At 60.9% G+C, this 25,201-nt stretch carries 27 protein-coding genes and 1 tRNA gene; 12 read left to right on the top strand and 16 right to left on the bottom strand.

Annotation, left to right across the window (positions count from 1 at the left end; genetic code table 11):
* Positions 1-307 precede the first annotated feature (307 nt).
* The 3 genes from ABIE62_RS13600 (at position 308) to ABIE62_RS13610 (ending at position 1,645) form a co-directional block, all read left to right on the top strand.
* Positions 308-550, top strand: a complete 243-nt coding sequence (locus tag ABIE62_RS13600; protein WP_354326788.1) for a cold-shock protein — start codon at positions 308-310, stop codon at positions 548-550.
* A 233-nt stretch (positions 551-783) separates the two neighbouring features.
* A complete protein-coding gene (locus ABIE62_RS13605; RefSeq protein WP_354326789.1) occupies positions 784-1,242 on the top strand; it encodes a ferritin-like domain-containing protein in 459 nt (152 codons plus the stop codon).
* Between the two features lie 94 nt (positions 1,243-1,336).
* Entirely contained in the window at positions 1,337-1,645 is a 309-nt protein-coding gene (locus ABIE62_RS13610; protein ID WP_354326790.1) for a catalase-related domain-containing protein, read from the top strand.
* 51 nt (positions 1,646-1,696) lie between these two features.
* On the opposite strand, the gene ABIE62_RS13615 is transcribed toward ABIE62_RS13610, so the two are convergent.
* A complete protein-coding gene (locus ABIE62_RS13615; protein ID WP_354326791.1) occupies positions 1,697-1,969 on the bottom strand; it encodes a hypothetical protein in 273 nt (90 codons plus the stop codon).
* A 171-nt stretch (positions 1,970-2,140) separates the two neighbouring features.
* Between ABIE62_RS13615 and ABIE62_RS13620 the strand changes: the two genes are divergently transcribed.
* Both ABIE62_RS13620 and ABIE62_RS13625 read left to right on the top strand, forming a co-directional pair.
* The gene (locus ABIE62_RS13620; protein ID WP_354326793.1) at positions 2,141-2,605 is read left to right on the top strand and encodes a Crp/Fnr family transcriptional regulator; all 465 of its coding nucleotides are present in this window, start codon (positions 2,141-2,143) and stop codon (positions 2,603-2,605) included.
* A gap of 20 nt (positions 2,606-2,625) precedes the next feature.
* Entirely contained in the window at positions 2,626-2,865 is a 240-nt protein-coding gene (locus ABIE62_RS13625) for a helix-turn-helix domain-containing protein (RefSeq protein WP_354326795.1), read from the top strand.
* 109 nt (positions 2,866-2,974) lie between these two features.
* Here the strand turns inward: ABIE62_RS13625 and ABIE62_RS13630 are convergent, their stop codons facing one another.
* From ABIE62_RS13630 to ABIE62_RS13680, 11 genes are all read right to left on the bottom strand, one after another.
* Positions 2,975-4,831 (bottom strand): autotransporter domain-containing protein, encoded by a 1,857-nt coding sequence (locus ABIE62_RS13630; protein ID WP_354326797.1) that lies wholly within the window; start codon positions 4,829-4,831, stop codon positions 2,975-2,977.
* On the bottom strand, positions 4,832-5,014 hold the full coding sequence (locus ABIE62_RS13635; RefSeq protein ID WP_354326798.1) for a hypothetical protein: 183 nt from the start codon (positions 5,012-5,014) through the stop codon (positions 4,832-4,834).
* Between the two features lie 451 nt (positions 5,015-5,465).
* Entirely contained in the window at positions 5,466-5,915 is a 450-nt protein-coding gene (locus ABIE62_RS13640) for a ferritin-like domain-containing protein (RefSeq protein ID WP_354326800.1), read from the bottom strand.
* 51 nt (positions 5,916-5,966) lie between these two features.
* The gene (locus tag ABIE62_RS13645) at positions 5,967-6,293 is read right to left on the bottom strand and encodes a hypothetical protein (RefSeq protein WP_354326803.1); all 327 of its coding nucleotides are present in this window, start codon (positions 6,291-6,293) and stop codon (positions 5,967-5,969) included.
* 72 nt (positions 6,294-6,365) lie between these two features.
* Positions 6,366-6,548 (bottom strand): CsbD family protein, encoded by a 183-nt coding sequence (locus tag ABIE62_RS13650; RefSeq protein WP_354326806.1) that lies wholly within the window; start codon positions 6,546-6,548, stop codon positions 6,366-6,368.
* Between the two features lie 84 nt (positions 6,549-6,632).
* Positions 6,633-6,818, bottom strand: coding sequence for a Thivi_2564 family membrane protein (locus tag ABIE62_RS13655; RefSeq protein ID WP_354326808.1), 186 nt, complete (start codon positions 6,816-6,818; stop codon positions 6,633-6,635).
* A 47-nt stretch (positions 6,819-6,865) separates the two neighbouring features.
* Positions 6,866-7,012 carry a lmo0937 family membrane protein gene (locus ABIE62_RS13660; RefSeq protein ID WP_354326809.1) on the bottom strand — a complete coding sequence of 49 codons (147 nt, stop codon included), beginning with the start codon at positions 7,010-7,012 and terminating at the stop codon, positions 6,866-6,868.
* Positions 7,013-7,044: 32 nt separating this feature from the next.
* Positions 7,045-7,452, bottom strand: coding sequence for a glycine zipper 2TM domain-containing protein (locus ABIE62_RS13665; RefSeq protein WP_354326811.1), 408 nt, complete (start codon positions 7,450-7,452; stop codon positions 7,045-7,047).
* A gap of 164 nt (positions 7,453-7,616) precedes the next feature.
* Positions 7,617-11,939, bottom strand: coding sequence for a chemotaxis protein CheB (locus ABIE62_RS13670; RefSeq protein WP_354326813.1), 4,323 nt, complete (start codon positions 11,937-11,939; stop codon positions 7,617-7,619).
* A gap of 575 nt (positions 11,940-12,514) precedes the next feature.
* Positions 12,515-13,708: an IS91 family transposase gene (locus ABIE62_RS13675; RefSeq protein ID WP_354326815.1), complete on the bottom strand. Its 1,194-nt coding sequence runs from the start codon at positions 13,706-13,708 to the stop codon at positions 12,515-12,517.
* A 4-nt stretch (positions 13,709-13,712) separates the two neighbouring features.
* Positions 13,713-14,630, bottom strand: a complete 918-nt coding sequence (locus ABIE62_RS13680) for a tyrosine-type recombinase/integrase (RefSeq protein ID WP_354326817.1) — start codon at positions 14,628-14,630, stop codon at positions 13,713-13,715.
* Between the two features lie 1,098 nt (positions 14,631-15,728).
* Between ABIE62_RS13680 and ABIE62_RS13685 the strand changes: the two genes are divergently transcribed.
* The gene (locus ABIE62_RS13685; protein WP_354326818.1) at positions 15,729-16,235 is read left to right on the top strand and encodes a hypothetical protein; all 507 of its coding nucleotides are present in this window, start codon (positions 15,729-15,731) and stop codon (positions 16,233-16,235) included.
* A 190-nt stretch (positions 16,236-16,425) separates the two neighbouring features.
* Positions 16,426-16,854, top strand: a complete 429-nt coding sequence (locus ABIE62_RS13690; RefSeq protein WP_354326820.1) for an exonuclease domain-containing protein — start codon at positions 16,426-16,428, stop codon at positions 16,852-16,854.
* Here the strand turns inward: ABIE62_RS13690 and ABIE62_RS13695 are convergent.
* Positions 16,823-16,896: transfer RNA gene (locus ABIE62_RS13695), tRNA-Gly, on the bottom strand. The genes ABIE62_RS13690 and ABIE62_RS13695 overlap by 32 nt on opposite strands.
* A 96-nt stretch (positions 16,897-16,992) precedes the next feature.
* Positions 16,993-17,859: a pantoate--beta-alanine ligase gene (gene panC / locus ABIE62_RS13700; protein ID WP_354326822.1), complete on the bottom strand. Its 867-nt coding sequence runs from the start codon at positions 17,857-17,859 to the stop codon at positions 16,993-16,995.
* 115 nt (positions 17,860-17,974) lie between these two features.
* Between panC and ABIE62_RS13705 the strand changes: the two genes are divergently transcribed.
* From ABIE62_RS13705 to ABIE62_RS13725, 5 genes are all read left to right on the top strand, one after another.
* Complete coding sequence (locus ABIE62_RS13705) at positions 17,975-18,829, top strand: division plane positioning ATPase MipZ (protein ID WP_354326823.1); 855 nt, start codon at positions 17,975-17,977, stop codon at positions 18,827-18,829.
* Positions 18,829-19,134 carry a J domain-containing protein gene (locus ABIE62_RS13710; protein WP_354326825.1) on the top strand — a complete coding sequence of 102 codons (306 nt, stop codon included), beginning with the start codon at positions 18,829-18,831 and terminating at the stop codon, positions 19,132-19,134. Before ABIE62_RS13705 ends, ABIE62_RS13710 begins: the two co-directional genes overlap by 1 nt.
* An 87-nt stretch (positions 19,135-19,221) precedes the next feature.
* Positions 19,222-20,637, top strand: a complete 1,416-nt coding sequence (gene pgmG / locus ABIE62_RS13715; protein WP_354326827.1) for a phosphoglucomutase/phosphomannomutase PgmG — start codon at positions 19,222-19,224, stop codon at positions 20,635-20,637.
* Between the two features lie 129 nt (positions 20,638-20,766).
* On the top strand, positions 20,767-21,597 hold the full coding sequence (locus ABIE62_RS13720; protein WP_354326829.1) for a DUF2059 domain-containing protein: 831 nt from the start codon (positions 20,767-20,769) through the stop codon (positions 21,595-21,597).
* Complete coding sequence (locus tag ABIE62_RS13725) at positions 21,572-24,073, top strand: ligase-associated DNA damage response DEXH box helicase (protein WP_354326831.1); 2,502 nt, start codon at positions 21,572-21,574, stop codon at positions 24,071-24,073. The genes ABIE62_RS13720 and ABIE62_RS13725 overlap by 26 nt, the downstream gene beginning before the upstream one ends.
* Before the next feature lie 134 nt (positions 24,074-24,207).
* On the opposite strand, the gene ABIE62_RS13730 is transcribed toward ABIE62_RS13725, so the two are convergent.
* Both ABIE62_RS13730 and ABIE62_RS13735 read right to left on the bottom strand, forming a co-directional pair.
* Complete coding sequence (locus tag ABIE62_RS13730; protein WP_354326833.1) at positions 24,208-24,639, bottom strand: ExbD/TolR family protein; 432 nt, start codon at positions 24,637-24,639, stop codon at positions 24,208-24,210.
* Positions 24,640-24,668: 29 nt separating this feature from the next.
* Positions 24,669-25,199: an ExbD/TolR family protein gene (locus ABIE62_RS13735; protein WP_354326835.1), complete on the bottom strand. Its 531-nt coding sequence runs from the start codon at positions 25,197-25,199 to the stop codon at positions 24,669-24,671.
* Between the last annotated feature and the right edge of the window lie 2 nt (positions 25,200-25,201).

Genomic DNA, 25,201 nt, shown 5'->3' on the forward strand with positions numbered 1-25,201 from the left:
AGAAAGTGATACCATCGCGCATCCTCCCTGAATCGCACGTCGGCAAGCCTCTGGGAATCCCTAAATGGACTCTTTCGTTCCGGTCAATCCACTAGCTTGGGTGAAATCGTAAAATTCAGGAGCAAAATCCCGTACATTTAATCTAAATCATGAAATAAATAAATATACTCTTTGAAAAAATCACAAAATTCATTATTTTGAGAGTGCCAAATAGGGTTTTATTATTTCTTTAACGAAATACTTTCCTCTGATGTTGGCTGCATGCAATCTATGATAGATTGATGTGAAATATAAAAGGAATATGTCGATGACGAATTACGGCAAGATTAAGAGCTATGACAGCAGCAAGGGTGCCGGAATGATTGCGCCCGAAAAGGGTGGTGAGCCCATGGCCTTCGCCAAGGCCGATCTGCAGCAGCAGGGCCAGGAACCCAAGGTCGACGAGCGCTACGGCTACGAAACCTCCAAGGGCGATGGCGGCAAGATGAAGGCCATCAATCTCCAGATGGAGCAGGGTCAGGCCGAGCAGACCGATCAGCAGCAGGGCTGATCCGGAAATCTGGCCGGGGGTGCTGAAATCAGGCGTCCCCGGCTGGCTCCCCGACCTTCACAAGCCGCCAAGCTAAAAGGCAGGAAGGGCCTTGGATCTTGATGAGTTGCCTTGCGCCCATCAAATGGCCGCCATCAAAGTGACCGCGCCACAAAGCGCCGCTGCCATGCGCGAAGTTTGTGCGTTGAAGGCCAAAGACTGCGCAGGCCCCCCCTCTCAATAAGGATCATCTTTTGCCCTTTGCCAACATAGATATCACGGAAATCAATGACCTGTTGGCGGCAACAGCCGATAACATCGATGGATATACCGAGGCGAAGGCCAAACCAAACACGGCCCGCTTCATGTCTGCGTTCAGTGAGCGCATTCTTGAGCGCCAATCGATCCGCACCGCGCTGCAAAGCGAGGTTCGCAGGCTCGGCGGCAAGCCGGAACAAGGCGGGACCTTGTTTGCAGGCGCACATCGCATAGTCGCCCATCTGAAATCGGCTTTTGGCAGCAGAGATGACAGAGCCGTCATCGATGCGATCGCGCGCGGCGAAGATCATCTGAAGGCGAAGTTCGAAACAGCGATGAACAACCCCGATCTTTCCTCGCAAGCCGCCCGGGTCATTCGTGATTGCTTTGTCACCATCAGGCAGGGTCATGATCGGATACGCGGCATCAAGCAGGCGATGGAGGGCGGCCGCTGATCTTTGCGCAAAGAAAAGCGGGACGGGGCAGGCTCAAAGCGTGGCCGTTTGGCGGCGCAAGGCCTCGCTTGTCTCCTCTCAGAAGGAACCCCCAATGAAGCGCCCCATGAGCCAAGAGGCAAGACTGGCAGGTGACGTAGCGATACAGGTTCGGGCCTTGGCTGCAGGCCGCTTGCACACTATCCTCACAGAACATTACACGAAAGCCCGGTGCGTTTTCCTGAGCTTAAGCGAAGGAGAGCGCCACAGGCTTGCCAATGCCTTTGCGACCAAGCTCGAACATATTGAGCCCGGCCCATCGCGTTTGCGCCTCATGGTTCATCTGGGGCAGATCCATGGCGACCTTGCCAGCGGGGTAGCGCGTTCTTTTGCCGCGCTCGCCGGAGCGAAAGCCCACGCCTGAATTCCCACACCGCAAGGCCAGGATTGCCAAACGCCGCATCGTCTCGCTGAGTTATGGCGCATCGGCGGCAAAGCTTTTGGACATGGCCATCAGCAGCCCCAGCGATTCATGCATCCGCGTGCTGGATTCGCCTGCGCGCTCGGCCACTTCGATCTTCACTTCGCAAGTGGTCTGGATCACCGAGAGCGCCGCTGCAAGTGACAGCGTTTTGGTCTCCACCAGCGCATGCAGAATGCTCTCGGCGAGCAGCAGCGCGGCCTGCCCATGAGCATCGGGTTCCTGCCGCTGGGCAGCGTTCTCGCTTTTGGGTGGGTAATGGTTCATAGAATGAGGCCGATCGAAAAATCAGGCTTGCATGCGATGTCGCAATCTGGCGCCGCGCGCCTGAATATGAGCTCCGCCAGAGCGGCCGTTATGGCCCCGCCAACAATGTCAGGCACAACCTAAGTTAATCTGGACGGCCGCCAATCCGATAAAGCTGCAGACGGAGTAAACATGTCCAACGCCTTTATCAAACACCTCAGCGGATATGGTCTTCTCGGCAGCGAGGAGATCATCCTGTTGGCAGAAGCATGCACCAATATCCGCGAGTTGCCCGCCAATTTTCACCTGATCCGCGAAGGCGATGAACCCGATCCGGTGTTCGTCATCCTCGAAGGCTGGGCCTGCGGTTACAAGATTCTGCCCGATGGCGGACGGCAGATCATGTCCTTCATGCTTCCGGGCGATTTCTGCGACATTCATATCGCCGTGCTTGAAGCGATTGATCACAACATCATGACGCTGACCAAGGCCAAGGTGGCTTCGCTGCCGCGCGTGCAGATGGAGGCGCTGGTGCAGGCGCGCCCGGCGCTGACGCAGGCGTTCTGGTGTGGTCGCAGCTGGTGGATCAAAGCATCCTGCGGGCCTGGATCGTCAGCATGGGACGGCGCAAGAGCGTTGAGCGCGTGGCGCATCTAATGTGCGAATTGTATATCCGGATGCGCAATATCGGCCTTGCCACCGATGACGAATGCCTCATGCCGCTGACCCAGCTGGTGCTGACCGATGCGCTGGGCTTGACCCCGGTGCACGTGAACAGGGTGCTGAAGGTTCTGAAGACAGCCCGCGTCATGGAACTGAGCCGCGGATCGCTGAAGATCATCGATTCGGGCAAGCTCGCCGAGATCGCCGGATTTGATGGCAACTACCTGCACGAGCGGATCAGAAAATACGCCTGATTGCCGCAGGATTGACCGGGCGATGCCGGGCTCCTCTCCCGAATATGCGATATGCCGATGCCGCCCTGTCGGGGCAGCATCGGCATAGGCAAGGGTCAGGCTTGAGACCTCAGAACCGGATGCGCAATCCAGCCCGTCCGCCAAAGGCATCAAATTCACTGCCCTTGGCACCATTGGCCTCGATGAACCCGCTGACCATGTTGGTCGCGCTGATGTTCACGCCGATCACGCCTTCGCCGTAATCGCCGCGCGCAGGATTGGCGATGCGGATCGTCTGACCGCCGCTGATGAAGTCGATATTGTCATCATCCCTGAATTCGTGGACGTAATTGCCGCCTGCATAAAGCACGACCGCATTCGCGCCCGAACCGGCAATGCTCGCCCCCAGCCTTGCGCCGAGCTTGCCGCGAAACCCATCGGCATTGCGGAAATCGATGACGGCATTCTGGACGTCGAGATCATTCAGATTGGTGCGGACATAGGCAATCGTTGCGATGGGTTCGACAAAGAACTTGTCAGATCCCAGCCGGAAACCGACTTCGGCCTGCGCGCCATAGGCATCGCCTTTCAGCTTGGCGGCATATTGGCCCGACTGGCTGGTGGAGTTGGCCTTGTAGTAATCATACTTGCCCAGCACGCTGACAAAGAGGCTGCCCGAATTGACCGTAGCATAGGCGCCGCCGTTGAAGGCATCGAACGACAGTCGATCCGTCACATCGGCGAAATTCACGCGGGAATTGATGTAGCCGCCGGTCACCCCGAAAGCGAAATTGCCATCATCCCCCGCGCGCCCACCGAAATCAAAGCCGGCCTGGCCGCCAAAGTAATCCTGCTGAAACCCGAGATCGAAACTGCGCGCGAGGCCGAAGTTGTTGACCGCGACCACGCTGTCGCGATTGTCGCGCGAAGCGTGCATCTGCACCCACAGCCCGCCGCCGGGCGAACCGGCACCGCTGCCCCAGGCCCCGTCACGCAGGGAGCGCATATGAGCCGACCAGGTATCGGCGGACTTGTACCAGAGATTGCGCGCCGCATCGCCAAATCCCGCCGCGCGGTAAACAGCGATGCTTGGCGCACCCACCAGCGCGAAGGTGTTTGATGCAGGATCAAACACCAGATCCGCCTCGATCAAGCCGAAATTGCGCGATCCGCCGTCCAGCGCGAAGGCGCCAGCCTGCGTTCCGGCACCGGCCTCGACCAGCACCACTCCCGGATTGAGTGTAGCAGGGCCGCTAACGTCGACCACCAGCGCGGTCGAACCTGTCGCTGCGCCGCCGATCACGAGGCGATCGGCAAGGCCAGCGCCCGAGAGATTGGCATCAAGGCCCACCGTGCTGTCGCCTGTGCCGGAGAATATTCCCGGCAAGGTCAGCACATCGCCAGCAATCCCGTTGCGCAGATCAATCAGTCCGCCGGTGTTGTTGAAGGTTTCCAGCCCGGTGAAGATGCGGGAGACAGGGGTCGTCGCTCCGCCGAGGAAGCGCACCGTGCCGCTGTTGCCAAACACATCCGCGCCCGCGCCGAAATCGGGGTTGAGGCCGACCACGAAGGTGCCGGTATTGTTCACCACATCAGCCCCGCTGGTGAAGCGGATGTCACTGGTGAGGGTTCCGGTGTTGTTGATCCGCAGCGGGCCGCCAAAGGCTGCCACGGCAAAGCCGGAATTGTTGATCCCGATCACACCGTCATTGTTAAGAGTGCTGCCATTGGCTGAGGTTATCGTTATGCCATTGCCATCGGCTGCAGAGATAATCGTGTTGGCGCCGACAGTAACCGTGGCTAGATTCCCGCCTGTCACCACCACGGCATCCGCACCCGCACCGGTTGCCTGGATCTGGCCGGTCAACGTCGCCTGGGCATTGTCACCCGCAATCACGCTGACCGCGTTGGCCCCGGCACCGCTGGCGGTGATCGAGGAGGCTGATCCTCCCGCCATCGTGACGCCAGCGTCAGCGCCGCCGGTCACCTACACGGCCGAAACAGCAGGCGTGGCCGTGTCGACGATCACGCCGTTGTTCAGCACGACCGTCAAGTCGTCGGTCGGCGAAACATAGGTGATGCCGCCGGGATAGGAATTGCCAGCTGCGGTGCACACCACAGTGCCCCCGCCGAGCGTCGCGACCCCGCATTCGTTTTGCGCTGCAGCCATCGAAGGCATGGCCAGTGCAGCCAGAGCTATCGTTCCTACAGAAGCATTCGATCGCAATGTCGACAGCCTCTTACAACAAAAACTCATATAGATTGAATTGTTTTTGATAGACATAATGCTTCCTTGTCTAATTTGGGAATTTATTGATGCCTATTATATAAAATGTAATTCAAATTATATTGATGATTTAGATCAGTATTCATGAAAAAAACAGCATATATTATGAGCTAAAAATAGACTTTGAATTTTTTTTACAGACAAAATTCGGCGCTGATGAAAATGCAATACAGTGCCGAGCCGCACCCAAGCTAGCCAGCCTCTATCGCTGTGACCTTGACGAAAAAACTTACTGCTGCGCCCGCTAGTGCCAGTTTCACGAGCGCAGCAATAAGCCATTGGTGCCCTGCGCTCGGCGATGGCCTCAGCCGTCACCATGCGCAGGGCAGGAACTTCACGCCATCGACTGCTTCAGATCGCGCATCTGGTCATGGCCCTGCTTGATCGAGGCATAGCATTCGCGGATCGTGTGCAAGACTCCGGGTGACAGTTCGGTGTCGGCAATCGCATCTTCGAACCTGTCCTTGATGTGATCTTCGCCCTGCTCGACCTCGCTGATGATGGCTTTTTCGTCCCGGCCAGTGACCACCGATTTGAGGTTGAGGAACATGCGGTGGGCACCGCCAAGCACAGTGCCATCATCTTCTGGTTTGCCGCCCAGACGAGTGACTTCGCCGCGTAGCGTCGCAATGATGGACTCGCGTTCGACCGCGCGTGCATTAAACATGGCAGCAAAGCGATCACCCTGCGAATTCTTCCCTGCCTCCCTATAGCCCTCGACGCTGTCGAAGGTGGTCGCGATCAGGTTGTTCAGCGTTGATGTGTCGTGCGATGTCTGAGACATAAAGTTCTCCCGTTGAAGGTGTAGGCAGGCAGCCTTTCGGCCTCAAGACGGTCATTGCGCCGGAAGCTTGCTCCGCCGGGTAACCGCCATCAGGCCCATGATCGCGACAACCGCTGTGAGCGCAGCCGCCAGCGACGCCAGCGGGTGGGCCTCGACTTCATGCTTGGCAAAGCTTGCCGCATCCTTAGCGGCATTGACCGCATGGGTGCGCAGGCTTTCGGCCAGCTTGGTGATCTCGGTCGTCGCGGTGGCGAGCACCTCTCCGGCTTCCTCGGTGAATTCGTGCGTGCTGGATGCTGCGGTCTTCAGCGCTTCGGCGGCGGTATCGACGCTGTCTTTGAATTGACCGGACAAGCCTTCTGCGGGGGAGTTGAGCATGGTGAGATCCTTGTGGTGCCCGTCAAATCACGGGAGATCAGGGTGTTTGGCGCGGGGACGTGCCGGGGCGGACTAGATCTTGTCGCCGAGCGCGCCCTTGACTGCACCGGTGAAGCGCTGGGCCTTGCCCTTGCCCTGCTGGGCCAGGCCCTTGGCGACCAGTTCGGGGTTGTCGGTCGCGCGTCCGGCGGCAGACTTGGTCTTGCCGATCGCTTCGTTGGCGGCACCCTTGGCCTTGTCGGTGAATTCACCCATGGGAAGTCTCCTTTGATGCTTGCAGAACAGCTCTGCCTTGGTATCGTGCGCACTTCGTGTGACAGCGCGGTAATGCGGTCAGCGTCAGACGTTGATCCCGCTAAGCGAACCGAGAATGCCGAAGGCCTGCAAAAGCCACAGGATGACCGCGATCACGACCACCACATTGAGGATGGTCTTGATCTTCCCGTCCATCGGCAAATAGTTGTTGATCAGGAACAGGATGACCCCGACCACGATCAAAACGACGATAAGATTGATTAACGGCATTTGGTATGCTCCCGATTGGAGTTGAATTTAGGGATCATCGGCCAGTATTAGTTGGCTTTCGGGCTCATCACATTCACGACGAAGCCGAAAAGCGCGATGATGAGTAACAGGTGAACCAAGCCACCCATGGTGGTTGATGTGGCCAATCCCACCAGCCACAGCAGCACCAGAATTGCGATGATGGCATACAGCATTGCTTCTCTCCCCCCTGTGGCTCTGCTCTGCCTCAGCGGCACCGGACCTCACGGCTGCGATCAATGGCGCGGCCCGCTACGCCGCCGCCGATGGCTCCAAGAATCGTGCCGACAAGTTCCGAACCGCCGGGCGCGATGACATTGCCCAAAGCGCCGCCAGCGACCGCGCCGACAATCAGCCCGGTCGTCCCATCCGATCGACGGCAGTAATATCGTCCATCCTGACCACGATAGATCCGCTCGTCGCGCTTGAGCTGGCGTTCCCGATAGCGGCGCGGATCATCGCGGTGATATCGGTCGGCATAGTAATTGCCATAGGTCGGATCGGGCCGGTCATAATCGTAACGTGACCAGTCATTGCGATCCTTACCATATGGCATGTCGCTGACGCAGCCCGCCAGCAATGCTGCCGACACAAGTCCGAATGCAGGTTTCAACATGGCCCACCTTTCCTGAAAAAAAGCGGGCGTCCGGGAGGAACAACAGGGACTGACGTTTTTCCCGGACGCCCTAGTCGGGGTCGCGAGATTGGTGTGGGCCCATAAAGGGCCTTTCGGCAGACTCGGAATCTACGCAAACACAGGTTGTAAATGCAGCCGCAAGTTCAGGCAGGGCGTGCTGAAACGACCGCACGGACCAAATCTGGGATGGTGCGCACGCCCATGCGCCGCATGATGTGGGCGCGGTGGCTTTCGACGGTGCGCTGCGATATCCCGAGATCGGCCGCGATATTCTTGCTCGGCTGGCCTGCGATCACCAGATCGAGCACGGATTTCTGGCGCGGGGTCAAAGCCGCCATCCGGCTTTGAAACGCATCTGTGGCAGCACCGCGCCCAAGACCGGAAGACCTTTGCGAGAGCGCGCGTTCTATGCTGTCGAGCAAATCCCTGCGGCTGACCGGACGCTCAATAAAGTCGCTCGCGCCAGACCGCATGGCCTGCACGGCCATGGCAATGTCCCCGGTGCCGGTGATGAGGATTGCCGGAACAGGGTTTCCCTCGGCCCGCAACTGCTCAATCAACGCTATCCCGCTCATGGCAGGAAGATTGGTGTCGATGATCAGGCACTGATCGCGGTCGGCCTGCTCGGCGGCTAGAAATGTCTCCGCACTCGGATAGGTGATGACCGGCCAGTCTTCATGCTCAAGCACGCTGCGCATGGCGTTGCTGATGTCGGGGCTGTCCTCGACAATGCAGATGAGGTGCACCGGGCCCTGCCTCTCCGGCTGGCGCGGCGCGCGGTCAGGTGGGGATAAGGCGCGGATCGCGGCGTGCAGGTCATCGGCGGCCACGGGTTTGCTGAGCAGCATGCAATCGGCCAATTCGATCTCGGCCAGCGTATCCTGAGCGATATCGCCCGTCAGCACGATGCCAGGCACATCCTGCTTGAGCACGTTGCGCAGGCCCGCCAGCACTTCCAGGCCATTCATGCCGCCGGGGAGGTTGTAATCGGTCAGCACAAGATCGGGCACGATCGCTCCTTGCCCGACCAGCGCAAGCGCAGCATTGCCATCCCGCGCCGAAATGACGGTGTGCCCTGCCCGCGTGAGCAGATCTTGGAGAGCATCGCGGACATCCGGATCATCCTCGACCAACGCAATGGTGCACCCGGTTGAGAGTTCCGGCGCCGGCAAGGCAGACAGCCTGTTTGGCGGGTCACTCGGCAACCCGCGCGCGACCACCACCGCAAACTTTGAACCCTTGCCCAGGTGCGAGTGCACCGCGACCTCCAAGCCCAGCAATTGCCCCAATTCGCGAACAATCGTCAGCCCGAGGCCAAACCCGCGCTCGCGCTCGTGGACGGGGTTATCGACCTGATGGAATTCATCGAAGATCGGGTGCAACTGATCGGCCGCGATGCCGATCCCGGTGTCCCACACTTCAATGCGCAGCTGTTCGCCATGCAGGCGGCAACCCAGCAGAATGCGCCCGCCCGGCGCCGTGTATTTGACCGCATTGGCAAGCAGATTGCGGAGCATCACTTCCAGCAGGCGCGGATCGGTCAGGAGAATGGCGGTGCTGGGCATCACCCGCAGTTCCAGCGATTGCGCCTCGGCCAGCGGCTGGACCTCGGCCCGCAGCCGCTCGAACAGTTCAGCGACCGAGAACGCGGCGTTGCTGACTTGCAGCACGCCAGACTCGATCTGGTTGATGTCGAGCAGTGAATTGAGCATCCCCGACATGGCGTCCAGCAAGACGCCAGACCGCTCGACGAGTTCCTGTGCCCGAGGATCATCGACACTTTCCTGCAGCATGGTCTGGATCAGCCCGAGCGATTGCAAGGGCTGGCGCAGGTCATGGCTCGCAACGGCCAGAAACCGGGACTTGCCGCGATTTGACTGTTCCGCCGCTTTCCGGGCTTCGTCGAGCGCGGCCGCCGTCCGGCGGCGTTCGGTGATGTCGCTGAAGGTGATGACCACGCCCCCCACCCCGTCATCATGGGTGCGGTAAGGAAAGATGCGGCGCTGGAACCACGATTGCGCAGGTCCGCTGATCTCGCGCTCGATCGTTGTGCTGTCGTGCAGCACCACTGCGGCATCCGTCAGCAGGTCATCGTCATCAGCCAGCGATTGCAGATCAGCGAGAGGACGGCCGATATCGCCGGGAATGACGCTGAAAAAGGTCTTGGTGGCAGGCGTGAAAAAGCGAATTCGCAGTTTCTGATCAAGAAACAAGGTCGCCACATTGGTGCTGTAGAGAATGTTCTGCAAATCGTCCGATGCGATCCGCTGGCGATCCAAAGTCTCCTGAAGCTGGCTGTTGAGCGCGATCAGTTCTTCATTGAGCGATTGCAGTTCTTCCTTTGAAGTCAGCAGTTCTTCATTGGTGGACTGGAACTCCTCGTTGACCGACAGCGCCTCGTCATTGATCGCCCGCTGTTCCAGCACCAGCGCATCGCGGCTCTGGACCGCGCTGAGGAGATCGGCATGGGCAGCCTCCAGCGCTCGTTCCAGCTCGCGCACCTGCGCTGTGCTGTCTTCGCCGGCGAAGGCTGCGTTAACGGCCGGCAGGGCTGGTTGCTCGATGAAGCTGACCAATTGCAGGTCTTCGCCATCATTTGCGATGAAGCGAACCTGGATCGTGAAGGACACCGGCGCTCCGTCCACGCTGGTCTGGCACGGGCCAGTCTCGATCAGGGGCTGTGATGGGTTTGCGCGCGAAAGGGCATGCCGCAAGGTGCCGCGCAGTTCATCCGGTGCCAGCGCCAAGAGATCCAGCGTCGGCGGGCCGCTGGCAAAGCGCAGATAGCGGCTGACCGGGCCGATCGAATAGATGCACTGGCGCTGCGCGTTGATCAGCAGGCTGGCAGGCGCAAAGCCTTCGAGCACCGCATCGCGGCACAGATTGGCGAGCATCGCCTGCCGGGTCAGTTGCTGCTTGCTTTCAAAGGCGGTCAGCCTGGGGATGCTTTCGACAAAGCTGAGCGGAAAGCCCGGCTCGCCCGGCTTGCTTTTGGTAATGTGACGGTAGATGCGCTCGGGCTTGTGCAGCACGGCAAACCGGTCAGCCACATTGCCGGGGGTTTCTGCCATGCCGAGCAGCAGCACGCCGTTTTCGCGCAAGGCGAAGTGGAATAGGCCGATGACCTTGGCCTGCGCCTCGGGCTTCAGGTAAATCAGCAGATTGCGACAGGATACCAGATCCATCCGCGAAAAGGGCGGGTCGGTCAGCACGTCCTGCACGGTGAACACTACCGATCCGCGCAAGGCCGGGGTCACGCGGTAGCCGCCTTCTTCCTCAACAAAGTAGCGCGCCAGCCGGTCGGCCGAAATTTCATCCTTGATCGCGTGCGCGTACAGACCCTCACGCGCCACGGCGATGGCCTGTGCATCAATGTCGGAAGCGAAGACCTGCAGCTTGATATCGCGCCGCCCCGCCACGATCGCATCGCGCATAATCATCGCCAGCGAATAGGCTTCTTCTCCCGTGCTGCACCCCGCTACCCAGACACGCAGCGCCTGATCGGGGGCGAGGTTGGCGAGCAAATCGGGGATGACACTGCCCTCGAGCACATCGAAAACTGATGGATCGCGGAAAAAGCTGGTGACGTTGATCAGCAGGTCCTCGGCCAGCGCAAGGCATTCTTCGTGGTTGCGGGCCAGTTCGTCACGATACCGCGCAATCGCCCCTGCCGGCAGGCCGCTGAGGCCCATGCGTCGATGGATCCGCCGCTCAAGCGTGCCGCGCTTGTAGGCGCTGAAATCCTGCCCGACCTTGCCTTGCAGCAGCGCGATAATGGTCTGGATATCGCCGGCCTCATAGCCTGCGGGCTGCATCCTGCGAGCGGCCGCGTGGATGATCTGCTGTCCGATTTTTGCCAGAGCCTGCGGTATCCGGATAAGCGGCTCTACCGCATCAGCCAGCCCGGTCAGCACCGCGCTGCGCGGCATCCCGTCGTGCTCGGCCTCATCCGGGTCTTGTACGATGATATATCCGCCGCTGTCGTGCAGGGTCGGCAGCGCGCCGCTGCCATCATTGCCGGTGCCCGACAGGATAATGCAGACAGAACGCGGACCGCATTCCTCTCCCATCGAACGCACAAGGAAATCGATGGGAAGGCGGGTATGATCGCCTGCCAGAGGGCGCGACAGATGCAGCACACCGAACCGGATCGCCATGAACTGGCCCGGCGGGCAGACATAGATCGCATCGGCGAGGACCGCCATGCCTTCCGCCGCCTCGCAGATCGACATAGCCGTATGGGTGGCGAGCAGCTCCGCTAGCTGGCTGGGGTGGTGGGGATCAAGATGCTGCACAAGCAAGAAAGCCATACCCGTATCGGACGGCATCGCATCGAGCAGCCGGGCCATGGCATCCAGCCCTCCGGCCGATGCGCCGATGCCTACAATCGGAACCGGCGATATCGCCGTGCCGCCCGATTTGGTGGGTGCCCAAGCGATACGTTGTTCCGCCTTCCCGGTGTGCAAGACCTTCCCGACGAGCCTGTCGCCACCTGCTTGGGGAGGGCTTCTTTGCGGCATCAGGTCGCAGGCTTAGCAGCAATCCCACCGCCGTGCACGAAGCATTGCGTCCCGCCGCCCAACCTTCAGGCTGGATGCGCAGTGAATGTCGGCTTCTGGAGACATTAGTCGCAACCGCAAGTGACAGGAGTGAAGGCGCATTTGCGACCGTAAGCCCCGGACTGCCTTAGCGGCAGTTTGTGGCAGGGCCAGACGTTCAATCAGGCGATCGTGAACGACCGGATCTGTGAAGGGTTTCGGCCGCTTGCGTACGAAAGCCTCCAGTGCAGGAACCCGCGGTCCGCACGCGCTGGTCTATGGGTAAAGCGGCTTTGGGATTGTCTGGGGCGGCGGGCGCTCGTGATGCGGCAGTGTAGCCAATGGTCGGATCGGAGTGGTTTCGTAGGGTATCGGGTTGCAAACGGCATTGGATTTGCTGGCGACCACGCCCTGCGCCCGGGCTAATTCTGGGCCGGGCATGCGCGGGGGCATCGACCGGGTCCCCATGGATCTGACCGTCTTGCAGGGCGAGCCATGCCGGATCATGGCGTGTGTCTCCGGGCGGGGAGTGCTGGCGTAGGCGGTGCACGCGGTTGGTACGAACGGGCAAAGGCCTCGATGATGGTCATGTGCCCACCGCAGCATGGGCATGGCGGGCGGTGGTCGGGCGGTTCATCCGGTTCGGGCTCCTCGATTGGTGCAGCAATGCCCAGCAGCTTGCGGGCGAGCGCCATGGCGACCTTGTGCGTCGAACTGGCCAGCAGGCCGTAATGACGAATGCGGTGGAAGCCCCGCGGCAGGACATGGATCAGAAAGCGGCGGATGAACTCGTCGGTCGCCAGCGACATGACCTGCTGGCGTTCGGCCCCGTCACGGCGGTAATCCTTGTAACGGAACGTCACACCGCGCTCGTCGAAGGCAAGGAGCCGCTGGTTCGATATGGCGACGCGGTGGGTGTAGCGCGAGAGATAGGCCAGCACCGCCTGCGGTCCTGCAAAGGGCGCTTTGGCGTAGACCACCCAGCGTTTTTTGCGGACAGGTGAGAGATGACGCAATAATGCGCGCCGATCGGCGAGCTCAGCGAGCTGACCGAAGAAGGCCAGCTTGCCGGCATCGAACAATGCCAGCAGGCGAGTGAGGAACAGCCGGCGGAACAATGCGCCCAACACCCGCACCGGTAGCAGGAATGCCGGGCGTGACGAGATCCAGCGCGTGCCATCGAGCGCGATGCCGCCCCCTGGCACGATCATGTGCACATGCGGGTGGTGGGTCAGTGCCGATCCCCAGGTGTGCAATACGGCGGTGATGCCGACCCGCGCGCCGAGGTGCTTGGGATCGGCGGCGATGGTCAGCATCGTGTCCGCAGCCGCGCGGAACAGCAGATCATAGACCACCGCCTTGTTCTGCCACGCGATATCCGCGATCTCGGCCGGCAGCGTGAACACGACGTGGAAGTATCCCACTGGCAACAGATCGGCTTCGCGCGCGGCCAGCCAGGTGCGCGCCGCTGCACCCTGGCATTTAGGGCAATGCCGGTTACGGCAGGAGTTGTAGGCGATCCGCCAGTGCCCGCAGTCATCGCAGGCCTCGACGTGGCCGCCCAGCGCGGCGGTGCGGCAGTTCTCGATGGCCGCCATGACCTTGAGCTGGCCGAGGCTGAGATGCCCGGCATGGGCTGCGCGATACGCAAGCCCGGCACTCCGGAAGATGTCGGCGACCTCGATCGAGGTGCGCACCGGTTCAACCGGGCGGCGATACCGTTCGCTTCCGACCTTCCATCAAGCTGAAGATATGATCGAGCGGGCTCGCCACCGCCTGCATCGTTCTGGATGATACCTTGGTGTAAATGGCGGTGGTGTCGATCTTGGTATGGCCCAGCAGCACCTGGATCACGCGGATATCGACACCCTGCTCGAGCAGGTGAGTGGCAAACGAATGGCGCAATGTGTGTGGACTCACGCGCTTATGGATCCCGGCGAACTCGGCCGCCTCATGCACGGCGCGGTTCAACTGTCGCGCCGAGATCGGATCGGTGCAGCTGCGGCCTGGGAACAGCCAGCCATTGGGGAGCATCACCCCGCGGCGCTTGCCTTCGCGCCACCACTGACGAAGCAAATCCAGCAGGTGCGGGGAAAGCATGGCGTTACGGTCCTTGCGTCCCTTGCCCTGCTCGACACGGATGATCATACGCTCGCTGTCGATGTCTCCGATCTTGAGGTGGGTCACCTCGGACACGCGCAGGCCCGCGCCGTAGGCGACGCTGAATGCGGCCTTGTACTTGATGCCGGGCGCCGCCTCGATCAACCGTGCGGCCTCCTCGACGCTCAAGACCTCTCGGAGCTTGGGGGTGCAGCGAACGACGACCAGCCCCAGTGCCATCTCCGGTCGCTTGAGGGTAATACTGAATAGGAACCGCAGTGCCGATACGGCCCCGTTGATCGTTGCAGGGCTGATTGCGCGCTCATGCTGATCGATCTGAAAACGCCGGAGATCTTCAATCGTCGCCGTATCGGGAGGCCGGCCGAGAAACGCGGCAAATGATCGAACGTGCCGGATGTAGTCCTTCTGCGTGTGATCGCCAAAGCCACGCATCGTCATGTCTTGCAACATACGCTCGCGCAGGGAATTGCTCGGGACAGCGGTAGTGATGGTATCCATGATGAGTTCCTCTCCATTGAAGGAACTCCACCCTCACAAGCGACGTCGCCGCTCTCAAAGCCTCGACAATACCAGACGACCTCACACCAAGCGACCCTCCCGCGAAGCGGGTTCGTGCTCTGGGTCGAGAACTGCCGTCTTCGATTGGATGGTCGGGCTGCTGTCTTCCGCCCCGCACAATCATTCCTTTCGGCAAACTGCCAATGGCTGACATATTGTGTGCCGTTGAACCGCCAGAACCCGATCCAGGCTTTACAGTCCAGCCTGCCGGAAGCTCCGTTCTGGGCAAACGTCTAAAGGCGCCAAGCTGAAAGCGTCCGAGGCATTGAATCCGAACTGCGCAATTGAGGGACAGCGAGCACACCCTACCCCGCGAATTCGGGTTACATTCAACTGATATATCGAAGAAAATGCGGTTTGTGCACAAATGATCCGCCAGCGAGTTATGCGGGTTTGCGGCGAGCGGTGGGCAACTCTCTTAGGTATAAAAGGCTGAAACGACGTAGAAATTCTTTGATCGCTTACGTATCGTCGGCGAGTTGCAGTTTTTTTCGCCGATCACCGCTTCCCCGCCTTGATCGGCACGACTTCTGCCCCCTTCCGCAGCCCGTCAAGGTGGTCGCTCCACCATTGCGCCATGAACGCCCCAACCATAAGGAGAATGTGATGAGTGCAACAACGCCCGCCCAGCCCGCCAAAATTGTAGGGCGATACACGACCTTTCAGCCGGAGGCGTTCCGGCTCATGCAAGACCACGGTGCCGATGCACCCCCACAGACTGCCTGCGCGTCCTGCCCCGCATCAGTGTGGTTTCATCAGGACTACTGGCGGTGCTTCTGCACGGTCATGAAAGGGATGACGTGGCAGAGCGATGAGTCGCCGATTCAAGTCTGTAGCGCCCGGGAGTCAGCGGTCGTAAAGCTCGAGTTGGAAAGCCGAAAGGGTGGAAGCCAGTAGCGTTTGGTGTTCTGGTATTGAGCCTTTAGCTCAAGATGGGCCCGCGCTCCAAAGTGAGGCCGGTTGATTTCGTCGGTCAACGAGACGAAAAAATTCTGTAATACGTTGAAAATTTAGCTACTCGACTTCCAGATGTTACTTATGGGCAAACACCAAGATAAGGGAAGCAAGATGGTTGGAGGCGTTCATCATGAGAGCGGATGGAGTGAGGTCGGTCGCTTTGTGGGAATTCTTAGCATTATAGCAATCGCATCGCTCGGAATTTTTGTAATTGCCGAGCTCGTGACGAAGGGCCAACCGAAGTTCAATGAAGATGCTATCTTGGCTGAAATTAACGCCATACAGAACGATTGTCCTACTAATTTCCCTCTTAGTGTAAGCCTCACCAATGTATCGGATAAAGCAGCACTCAACGTTGGATTTGAATTAATCGTGATAGACTCTGGTTATTCGACTGAATACAATTCCCAGATCATCGGCTCGGACCGTATAATTCCACCTGGTCAAAGCTATCGAGATTGTTACGCCATTCCGGAGTTCTACCTCGAAAGCGATTACACCACAGCAATTGATGGCGTTCCTTATAATTTATCTAATCCTGAATACACTGCAGCAGTGACAGGTGTTAAACTTCGTGGAGATGATTAGGTGTATTGCCATCATCGACAACCAAGCTGCCGCTTAGATTGCCCTTAGCCCCCATTTTTACCAAATCTCCACCCAAATTCGCCCACCCATGCCGTTTCATTAGGAAAACCTCTGTCGGGGGCCTCGCCGCGCGAGGTCGGTAGGAGAAGGGAAAAGGCCCTTCGGCCGCCTCGCTATGACGAGGTAAAGCATGAACGGAATAACGAATACCGCAGGCGAAAGCGCCAATGGGACCTCCGACGCGGCGGTGCGCATTCTTCGTCCCATCGCTCGGCTGGATGACTGGCCGAAAATGGGGAACCCTGAAAATCCGGGGCCGACCATCGCAGTAGTCGATACCGAGACTGACGGACTTGATCCGGAAACGGATCAGGTGATCGAGATCGCGGCAGCGCTGGTGCAGACCGATAGCGAAGGGCGGATCACCGGCATCATAGAAAAAATCTATGGCCTGCAGGATCCCGGCCGGCCGCTGCCAGCCAAGATCAAGACGCTCAGCCGTGTGAGATGCTGTGTGAGAAGCTATGGGGGAATAGGTGCGCATGCCGCCTCCGGATTGGCGGTTTTCTGCGGCTTTTCGGGAATTGTGGAGCGGGTAGCGGGAATCGAACCCGCATAGCCAGCTTGGAAGGCTGGTGCTTTACCACTAAGCTATACCCGCCCGCTCGGCTGCGCCAATGCCATCAGGCAGGGGCGCGCGTCAACGCTGTTTTGGGATGTTAGGATTTAGTGGCGTGCTTGTCGCGCTACCGCTTCGCTACTTGAGCGCGGGCGAAACACCCATATTGTCGATCAGCCGCGTTCCGCCAATCCGCGCCGCCACCAACAGGCGGGCGGGGGTGTGGCCCAAGGCGGTCAGCGGCGCGAGCGTGGCGGCATCGGCCAGCACCGCATAATCAACGCTGGCAAACCCTGCGGCGATGATCGCGGCCTCCATCTCTGCCAGTGTCGCGGCGATATTCGCTCCGCCTTCGATCGCCGCAATCGCCGCCTGCATCACGCGCGGAAGCGCCGCCGCCGCCGCGCGGCTGTTTGGCGCAAGATAGCGGTTGCGGCTGCTCATCGCCAAACCATCTGCCTCACGCACGGTCGGCACGCCGATGATCGCGTCTGCGTGCGGGTGGGTCAGATCAAGATCGCGCGCCATCGCCCGGATCACCGCAAGCTGTTGAAAATCCTTCTCCCCGAACAGCGCGGCATCGGGTTGCACCTGGTTGAACAGCTTGCACACCACGGTTGCCACCCCGTCAAAATGGCCGGGCCGGGCGGCGCCGCACAGCCCTTCGCTGACACCGGAAACGCTGATATTGGTGACGAACCCTGTGGGATACATCACCTCCACCGTGGGTGCCCACAACAGTGCGCAGCCTTCGCCCGCCAGCATCGCGGCATCGGCAGCCAGTTGGCGCGGGTAGGCGTCCAGATCCTCGTTCGCGCCGAATTGTCTGGGGTTCACGAAGATCGAGGCGACGACGTGATCGGCAACCGCGCGCGCGCGGCGCACCAGCGTCAGGTGGCCTTCGTGCAGCGCGCCCATGGTCGGCACCAATGCGATACGTGCCCCACCTGCTCGCAACTGGCCCAGGGCAGTTCTCAACATTTCGAGCGTCTTGACCGTTTGCACCGCTTCGCCTCCAAGGATAGACCCCTACCAGAGCGCCCTAGCGGTGCTGGCCGCCCTATATCAAGCGGCTGACCCTGTGACCTGAAATGTGCCCTGCGATTGAAAGTAACCCGCCATGACACCCGCCGCTCCTGATCAACCGCTGGCACCGCGCAAGTTGCGGCCCGGACAGGCGCACCGCATTGTGTTTGCCAATGAAAAGGGCGGCACGGGCAAATCAACCACGGCGGTGCACGTCGCGGTGGCGCTGTCCTATCTGGGCGCGCGGGTGGCCGCGATTGATCTCGATCCGCGCCAGCGCACGATGCACCGCTATATCGAAAACCGGCTGGCCACGCTGGAAAAACGCGGATTGACGCTGCCAACCCCCGCATGCGACGTGTTTCGTGGTCAACATACCGGCGATCTGCTCGCCATGATCCGGCGGTTGGAGGCGAGCTGCGACTTTCTCGTCATCGACAATCCGGGCCGCGATGATGCCTATGCCCGGATCGCGGTGGAAAACGCCGACACGCTGGTAACACCGATGAATGACAGCTTCGTCGATTTCGATCTGATCGGGCAAGTCGATGCCGAGACGTTCAAGGTGAAAAAGCTGTCGTTCTTTGCCGAACTGATCTGGGAAGCGCGGATGAAGCGCAGCCGCATGACGATTGAACAGCAGCGCCCGGAAATGGACTGGATCGTGGTGCGCAACCGCACCGGACATGTCGAGGCGCGCAACCAGGCGCGTCTGCACAAGGCGCTGACCGAAATGGCCAAGCGGGTGGGCTTCCGGGTGACGCAGGGGCTTTCCGAACGCGTGATCTATCGCGAGCTGTTCCCATCTGGCCTGACCTTGCTCGACAAGGGCCATCTGGGCGAGCTGGGCACCAGCCATCTGGTCGCCCGGCAGGAATTGCGTTCGCTGGTCAAGGCGCTGAACCTGCCCGATTTCGCGCGCGCGCAGAGCGAGCTGGAGTTGGCCTGATGCTGCTGAAGGCGTTCATTGTCGCTATCGCGCTCAGCGTCGTTTGCCGCTGGGCGCTGGGGCGCTGGCCGTGGGACTATCTGCGTGGGGAAACCGCCCGCAGGGCAGCGCTGCGGCGCGCCCGCAGCCTGCTGGGAGTGGAGGCCGGGGCGAGCCGCGAAGAGGTGATCGCCGCGCACCGCCGCTTGACCGCGCTGGTGCATCCCGACCGGGGCGGCACCAATGCCGCGATGCAGGAAGCCAACGCCGCGCGCGATCTGCTGCTGGCCGAACTGCCCCTTCCGGGCCGTGACGAAGGCGGCTGATCCGCTCGCGCGGACGATCGCAGGATTGACACATTTGCCGTCCAGTCGCAGGCCAGACTGACGGAGCAATCAAGGGGCAATCTTCTCATGCAGCACCATTTTCACCCCACCATGCTGCGCGAATACGACATTCGCGGGATCATCGGTGAAACGCTGGGCGCGGATGATGCGCGCGCGATTGGGCGGGCATTTGGCACCATGCTGCGCGCAGAAGGCGGCAATACTGTCGCGGTGGGGTATGACGGGCGGGTAAGCTCACCAATGCTCGAACACGCGCTGGTCGAAGGCTTGACCGCGAGCGGATGTGACGTGGTGCGGATCGGCCTGAGCGCCACCCCGATGCTGTATTATGCCGAAGCCTCAGCCGAAGAAGTGGATGGCGGCATTCAGATAACTGGCAGCCACAATCCCCCCAATTATAATGGCTTCAAGATGGTATTTCTTGGCCGGCCGTTCTTCGGCGCCGATATCCAGAAGCTTGGGCAACTGGCCGCAAGCGGGGCGTTCGCCAGTGGCGCGGGCAACATCATCACGCGCGACGTCATGGGCGAGTATATCGAGCGCCTGCTCGAAGGATTGGCCGGAATCGATCCCGCTGCGCTCGCCGGGCTGCGCGTCGGCTGGGATGCGGGGAACGGCTCGGCCGGCCCCGCGCTCGAAGCGCTGGCGGCCCGGCTGCCGGGGGAACACCACCTGTTGTTTACCGAAGTTGACGGACATTTTCCCAATCACCATCCTGATCCGACTGTGGAGGCGAACCTTGCCGATTTGCGCGCGCTCGTCGCGGACAAGAACCTCGATTTCGGAGTAGCTTTTGACGGCGATGGCGACCGGATTGGCGCGATCGACGGCACAGGCCGGGTGATCTGGGGCGATCAGCTGTTGATGATCTATGCCGAAGACCTGCTCAAAACCCGTCCGAATGCGACCATTATCGCCGATGTGAAGGCCAGCCGCGCGCTGTTTGACCGGGTGGCTGAGCTTGGCGGAGAGCCGCTGATGTGGAAGACCGGCCATTCGCTGATTAAGTCCAAAATGAAGGAAACTGGCGCGCCGCTGGCTGGCGAGATGAGCGGGCATGTGTTCTTTGCCGATACCTATTACGGCTTTGACGATGCGCTTTACGCAGGGGTGCGGCTGCTGGCGGCATCAGCGCGGCTGGGCAAATCGGTGACCGAATTGCGCGGGGCGATCCCGGTAATGCTCAACACCCCCGAACTGCGGTTTCAGGTAGACGAGACGCGCAAATTCGCCGCGATGGCGGAAATTACCGCGCGCCTCACCACCAACCCCGGCCCGGCTGTTGAAAGTGTCAACGCGACCGACGGCGTGCGGGTCAACACCGCTGACGGGTGGTGGCTGCTGCGGGCATCGAACACGCAGGACGTGCTGGTCGCCCGCGCGGAGAGCGAGAGCGCAGAGGGGCTCGATCGGCTGCTGGCGCAGATTGACGAACAACTGGCGCTGTCGGGGCTGGAACGCGGGGACAGTGTCGGGCATTAGTTCCAGCGCGCTGAGATGCTGACGCATCACGCGCTGGGAATGCGCGGGGCACCGCACGGGCTTAACCAAAATTCGATGAATGATACGCATCGAGCTTTGGTATAAAGCGCTCGCAACACGGGAGATTGAATGATCATGCGTTCGCTGACCGCCGCCGCCGCAGGCTTGGCCCTGCTTGTCGCAACACCCGCGCTCGCTGCGCAGGATGCCGCGCCAAGCGCACCAAGCGAAGCGGATCAACTGGCCGCGATGACCGATATGTTCAGCGGGATGTTCACCGCCGAACCGCTGACCGCCGAACAGCAAGCGCGGCTTCCCGCAGCCGAGCAGTTGATCGCCAAGGTCATCCCCGAAGGCACCATGGCCGAGATGATGGACAAGGTGTACAATGGCGTGATGGGCCCGATGATGGCGGCAGCGCCCGATGGCGCGACCACTACGCTGGCAAGGCAGATCGGGCTTCCGCCCTACGCACTCGATCTTGGCGAGGATCAGGCGGCTGAACTCGCCAGCCTGTTTGACCCGGCATGGGCCGAACGCCAACAACGCGAAATGGCGATAATCCCGGCGATGATGAAGGATGTGATGACCCTGATGGAGCCGGGGATGCGCAAGGCGATGGCCGAGCTTTATGCGATCCGCTTTTCCGACAGCGACCTTGCGGAGATTGACGCATTCTTTTCCACCCCGGCCGGCGCGAAATATGCGCGCGAAAGCTTCCTGATGGCGAGCGATCCGCGCATCATGGCTGCCAGCATGGACGCCATGCCCGCGCTGATGGGGATGATGGGCGATATGGAAGCACGCATAGCCGAAAGCGTGGCCGATCTTCCGGCGGTGCGCAGCTTTGCCGATCTTTCGCCGGAAGAGCGCGCGCGGGTGGCGGAAATGACCGGCTACAGCGTCGAGGAAATCGAGGCCAATCTGAACCGCGATGAAGGCGATTCCGACTTCGAATGACGTGACCCCGCCCGATCCTGCCGCGCCCATCCCGCCAGAAATCGCCGCGTGGTTTGCGAAGGCCGGGTGGCGGGTGCGGCGGCATCAGGTGGAGATGCTGGCAAAGGCCCGCGCGGGTCGCGACGCGCTGCTCGTCGCCGATACGGGCGCGGGCAAGACGCTTGCCGGGTTTCTGCCGACTTTGTGCGACTTTGCCCCCTCTGCAGGCGCGGTGCCAGGCGATGGCCTCCACACGCTCTACGTCTCACCGCTGAAGGCGTTGGCGCAGGATGTGAAGCGCAATCTGCTCACCCCGATCGAGGACATCGGCCTGCCCATCCGGGTTGAAACCCGCAGCGGCGATACCCCATCGAACCGCAAGAAGCGCCAGCGGGAACGCCCGCCGCATGTGCTGTTGACCACGCCCGAAAGCCTGTCGCTGCTGCTGTCCTATCCCGAAAGCGCTGATCTGTTCGCCGGGCTGCGGCGGATCGTGATCGACGAAGTCCACGCCTTTGCCACCGACAAGCGCGGCGATCTGCTGGCGCTCAGCCTTGCACGATTGCACGCGCTCGCCCCGCAAGCGCAGCGCGCCGCGCTGTCAGCGACGCTGGCCAACCCGCGCGCCTTTCAGGAATGGCTCGCGCCCCAATCGGCTAGCGCAGAGGGCGAAATCGCAGCGGCTGATCTGGTGCTGGGCGAGGCTGGCGCTGCGCCAGAGGTGGAAATCCTGCTCCCCGTCGAAGAACGCGTGCCGTGGGGCGGGCATGCCGGACGCTGGGCGGTGCCGCAGCTTTACGAAGCCATAAAGGCCAATCGCACGACGCTGGTGTTCACCAATACGCGGTTTCTGGCCGAGTTCATCTTCCAGTGCCTGTGGGAGGAGAACGCCGATCACCTGCCCATCGGCATCCACCACGGCAGCCTCTCCACCGAGGCGCGCCGGAAGGTTGAAGAGGCGATGGCGCGCGGTGAATTGCGCGCGCTGGTGTGCACCGCCAGCCTCGATCTGGGGGTCGACTGGGGCGATATTGATTTGGTGGTTCAGATGGGCGCGCCCAAGGGTTCATCACGCCTGCTCCAGCGGATCGGACGCGCGGGCCACCGGCTCGATACGCCGAGCCGCGCGGTGCTGGTGCCGGGCAATCGGTTTGAGTTTCTCGAAGCGATGGCGGCCAAGGACGCGGTCGATCAGGGGCAGCGCGATGGCGCGACGTTTCGCCCCGGCGGGCTCGACGTACTCGCCCAGCACATCATGGCTTGCGCCTGCGCGGGGCCGTTCGATGAGGTCGCGTTGCTGGCGGAGGTTCGCTCTGCCCTCGCCTATAGCGGGCTGGATGACGCGACGTTTCGACGTGTGCTGCAGTTTGTTTCGAACGGCGGCTATGCGCTCAAGGCCTATGACCGGTTCCAGCGGATTGTGCGCGACAAATCAGGTGTGTGGCGGCTCGCCCACCCCAATCAGGCGCAGCGCCACCGGATGAATGCCGGGATCATCGTCGATTCCGAAATGTTGACCGTGCGCTTCAAGAACGGGCGCAGCCTGGGCAAGGTCGAGGAGCGCTTTGCCGCGCAGCTTTCCCCCGGCGATACCTTCTTCTTTGCAGGCGTGAGCCTTGAAGTGGAGAGCCTCAAGGACATGGACGTGGTGGTGCGCGCGGCCAAGAAAAGCGCGACTATTCCATCCTATGGCGGGCTGCGTCTGCCGCTCACCACGCATCTGGCAACGCGGGTGCAGGCGATGCTGGCTGACCGCGCGGGCTGGGGGCGGTTTCCCGATGATGTGCGCGAATGGCTGGAGATGCAGGATTACCGCAGCCGCCTGCCCGCACCGGGCGAATTGCTGGTCGAAAGCTTCCCCCACGCGGGCAAGCATTACGCCGCCTATTATACTTTTGCGGGCTGGAACGCGAACCAGTCACTGGGGATGCTGATCACCCGGCGGATGGAAGATCGCGGGCTGTTGCCGGGCGGGTTTGTCGCCAATGATTACTGTCTGGCGGTGTGGGGGCTGAGGCCGATCACCGACCCTGTGCCGCTGTTATCGTCCGATATTCTGACCGATGAATTCACCGCATGGGTGACAGAAAGCCACCTGTTGCGCCGCGCTTTCCGCGAGGTGGCGGTGATCAGCGGGCTGATCGAACGCCAGCATCCGGGCACGCGGAAGACGGGCAAGCAAGTGACCTTCTCGACCGATCTGATCTACGACGTGCTGCGAAAATATGAGCCCGATCACGTTCTGATCGAAGCGGCCTGGGCCGATGCGCGAGCGCGGATGACCGACGTGGGGCGGCTCGCGGATTTGCTTGAGCGGTCTGCGCGTGAACTGGTTCATGTGACGCTTGACCGGGTGTCCCCGCTGGCGGTGCCGGTGATGACCATGATCGGGCGCGAGGCGGTGCCGCAAGGCGCGGTGGATGATGAATTGCTGCTTGAGGCCGAGGGGTTGATTGCGGCGGCGATGCGCCCTGACTTGCAGCGCGAGGGGGATTGATTGGCGGCATTACCCCACAAATGTTTCACGTGAAACATTGGCCTGCGCGACGCAAAAAGGGCGCCGCGATCCCTCGCAGCGCCCCTCTAAGCCACCCCTAAGGGCACCCTAAGGCACCCCTAGACCCGGCAAACTTACTTGCCGAATTCGCGATACTTGTCGTTGCCGACAAACCCGAATTTGGTCACGCCCGACACCTTGATGTCTTGCAGCACACGCGCCGACAGGCTGTAGCTGGCCAGCGCCTCAGGCTCGAACTGCAGTTCGGGCTCAGGCGTCATCTTGGTCGATTCAGCGAGGATGGTGCGCAGCTGGCCTTCGGTGATCGCCGTGCCGTTCCACAGGATCTGATCCTGGGGTGTCAGCACCAGCTTGTTCTTGACCGGTTCGATTATCACCGGCGGCGGATTGGGATCCGGCTGCGGCAGATCGATGTCGACCGAGTGGGTCGCCACCGGAATTGTAATGATGAACATGATCAGCAGAACGAGCAGAACGTCGATCAGCGGCGTCATGTTCATGTCGAGCATTGGTTGGCCGTCGAGCTTACCTCCGGACATCCCCATGGCAGTTACTCCTTAGATTGCTTGACGGATCAGATACCCGGTTCGACCGGGTTCGAGATGAACCCGACGATCGGATAGCCAGCCATTTGAACATTGTAGATCGCGCCCGCCACGCATTTCCACGGTGCGTTTACGTCGCCGCGGATATGCACCTGCGGGATCTGATCGGGGTTTTCCATCAGGGCTTCAGGCCCACCCGCCCGCTTGACGATTGCATCGAGGCGGTCGAACGCCATCTTCTGCAATTCCTCGGACGAAACCGGGGTGATGTTGTTGAAATAGACCCGGCAGTCACCCTCACGCGAGGCACCGTTAAAGCCCGGTTCCCCGGCACTGCGGCCGCCCCCGTCGGTGGTGCTGACGGTGAGGAGCAGGTTTTCAACCTTGTCCTTCGATTCGATCGATTCGAACACCGGGATTTCCAGCTTTTCGATCGTCTGGATCGCCACCGGAACCGCGATGAGGAAGATGATCAGGAGCACCAGCATCACGTCCACCAGCGGCGTGGTGTTGATGTCGGACATTGGGGTATCGCCCCCGCCTCCCGTCGAAATCGCCATTG

The sequence above is a fragment of the Porphyrobacter sp. MBR-155 genome (assembly GCF_040547625.1).
Lineage (GTDB): Bacteria > Pseudomonadota > Alphaproteobacteria > Sphingomonadales > Sphingomonadaceae > Erythrobacter.

Excerpts from the sequence above, each read along its gene's own strand:
- ABIE62_RS13600 (WP_354326788.1), top strand. The coding sequence starts at position 308 with ATGACGAATTACGGCAAGATTAAGAGCTATGACAGCAGCAAGGGTGCC.
- ABIE62_RS13610 (WP_354326790.1), top strand. The coding sequence starts at position 1,337 with ATGAAGCGCCCCATGAGCCAAGAGGCAAGACTGGCAGGTGACGTAGCG.
- ABIE62_RS13615 (WP_354326791.1), bottom strand. The coding sequence starts at position 1,969 with ATGAACCATTACCCACCCAAAAGCGAGAACGCTGCCCAGCGGCAGGAA.
- ABIE62_RS13620 (WP_354326793.1), top strand. The coding sequence starts at position 2,141 with ATGTCCAACGCCTTTATCAAACACCTCAGCGGATATGGTCTTCTCGGC.
- ABIE62_RS13625 (WP_354326795.1), top strand. The coding sequence starts at position 2,626 with ATGCGCAATATCGGCCTTGCCACCGATGACGAATGCCTCATGCCGCTG.
- ABIE62_RS13635 (WP_354326798.1), bottom strand. The coding sequence starts at position 5,014 with ATGGCTGCAGCGCAAAACGAATGCGGGGTCGCGACGCTCGGCGGGGGC.
- ABIE62_RS13640 (WP_354326800.1), bottom strand. The coding sequence starts at position 5,915 with ATGTCTCAGACATCGCACGACACATCAACGCTGAACAACCTGATCGCG.
- ABIE62_RS13645 (WP_354326803.1), bottom strand. The coding sequence starts at position 6,293 with ATGCTCAACTCCCCCGCAGAAGGCTTGTCCGGTCAATTCAAAGACAGC.
- ABIE62_RS13650 (WP_354326806.1), bottom strand. The coding sequence starts at position 6,548 with ATGGGTGAATTCACCGACAAGGCCAAGGGTGCCGCCAACGAAGCGATC.
- ABIE62_RS13655 (WP_354326808.1), bottom strand. The coding sequence starts at position 6,818 with ATGCCGTTAATCAATCTTATCGTCGTTTTGATCGTGGTCGGGGTCATC.
- ABIE62_RS13660 (WP_354326809.1), bottom strand. The coding sequence starts at position 7,012 with ATGCTGTATGCCATCATCGCAATTCTGGTGCTGCTGTGGCTGGTGGGA.
- ABIE62_RS13665 (WP_354326811.1), bottom strand. The coding sequence starts at position 7,452 with ATGTTGAAACCTGCATTCGGACTTGTGTCGGCAGCATTGCTGGCGGGC.
- ABIE62_RS13680 (WP_354326817.1), bottom strand. The coding sequence starts at position 14,630 with ATGGATACCATCACTACCGCTGTCCCGAGCAATTCCCTGCGCGAGCGT.
- ABIE62_RS13685 (WP_354326818.1), top strand. The coding sequence starts at position 15,729 with ATGGGCAAACACCAAGATAAGGGAAGCAAGATGGTTGGAGGCGTTCAT.
- ABIE62_RS13690 (WP_354326820.1), top strand. The coding sequence starts at position 16,426 with ATGAACGGAATAACGAATACCGCAGGCGAAAGCGCCAATGGGACCTCC.
- ABIE62_RS13705 (WP_354326823.1), top strand. The coding sequence starts at position 17,975 with ATGACACCCGCCGCTCCTGATCAACCGCTGGCACCGCGCAAGTTGCGG.
- ABIE62_RS13710 (WP_354326825.1), top strand. The coding sequence starts at position 18,829 with ATGCTGCTGAAGGCGTTCATTGTCGCTATCGCGCTCAGCGTCGTTTGC.
- pgmG (WP_354326827.1), top strand. The coding sequence starts at position 19,222 with ATGCAGCACCATTTTCACCCCACCATGCTGCGCGAATACGACATTCGC.
- ABIE62_RS13720 (WP_354326829.1), top strand. The coding sequence starts at position 20,767 with ATGATCATGCGTTCGCTGACCGCCGCCGCCGCAGGCTTGGCCCTGCTT.
- ABIE62_RS13725 (WP_354326831.1), top strand. The coding sequence starts at position 21,572 with ATGAAGGCGATTCCGACTTCGAATGACGTGACCCCGCCCGATCCTGCC.
- ABIE62_RS13730 (WP_354326833.1), bottom strand. The coding sequence starts at position 24,639 with ATGGGGATGTCCGGAGGTAAGCTCGACGGCCAACCAATGCTCGACATG.
- ABIE62_RS13735 (WP_354326835.1), bottom strand. The coding sequence starts at position 25,199 with ATGGCGATTTCGACGGGAGGCGGGGGCGATACCCCAATGTCCGACATC.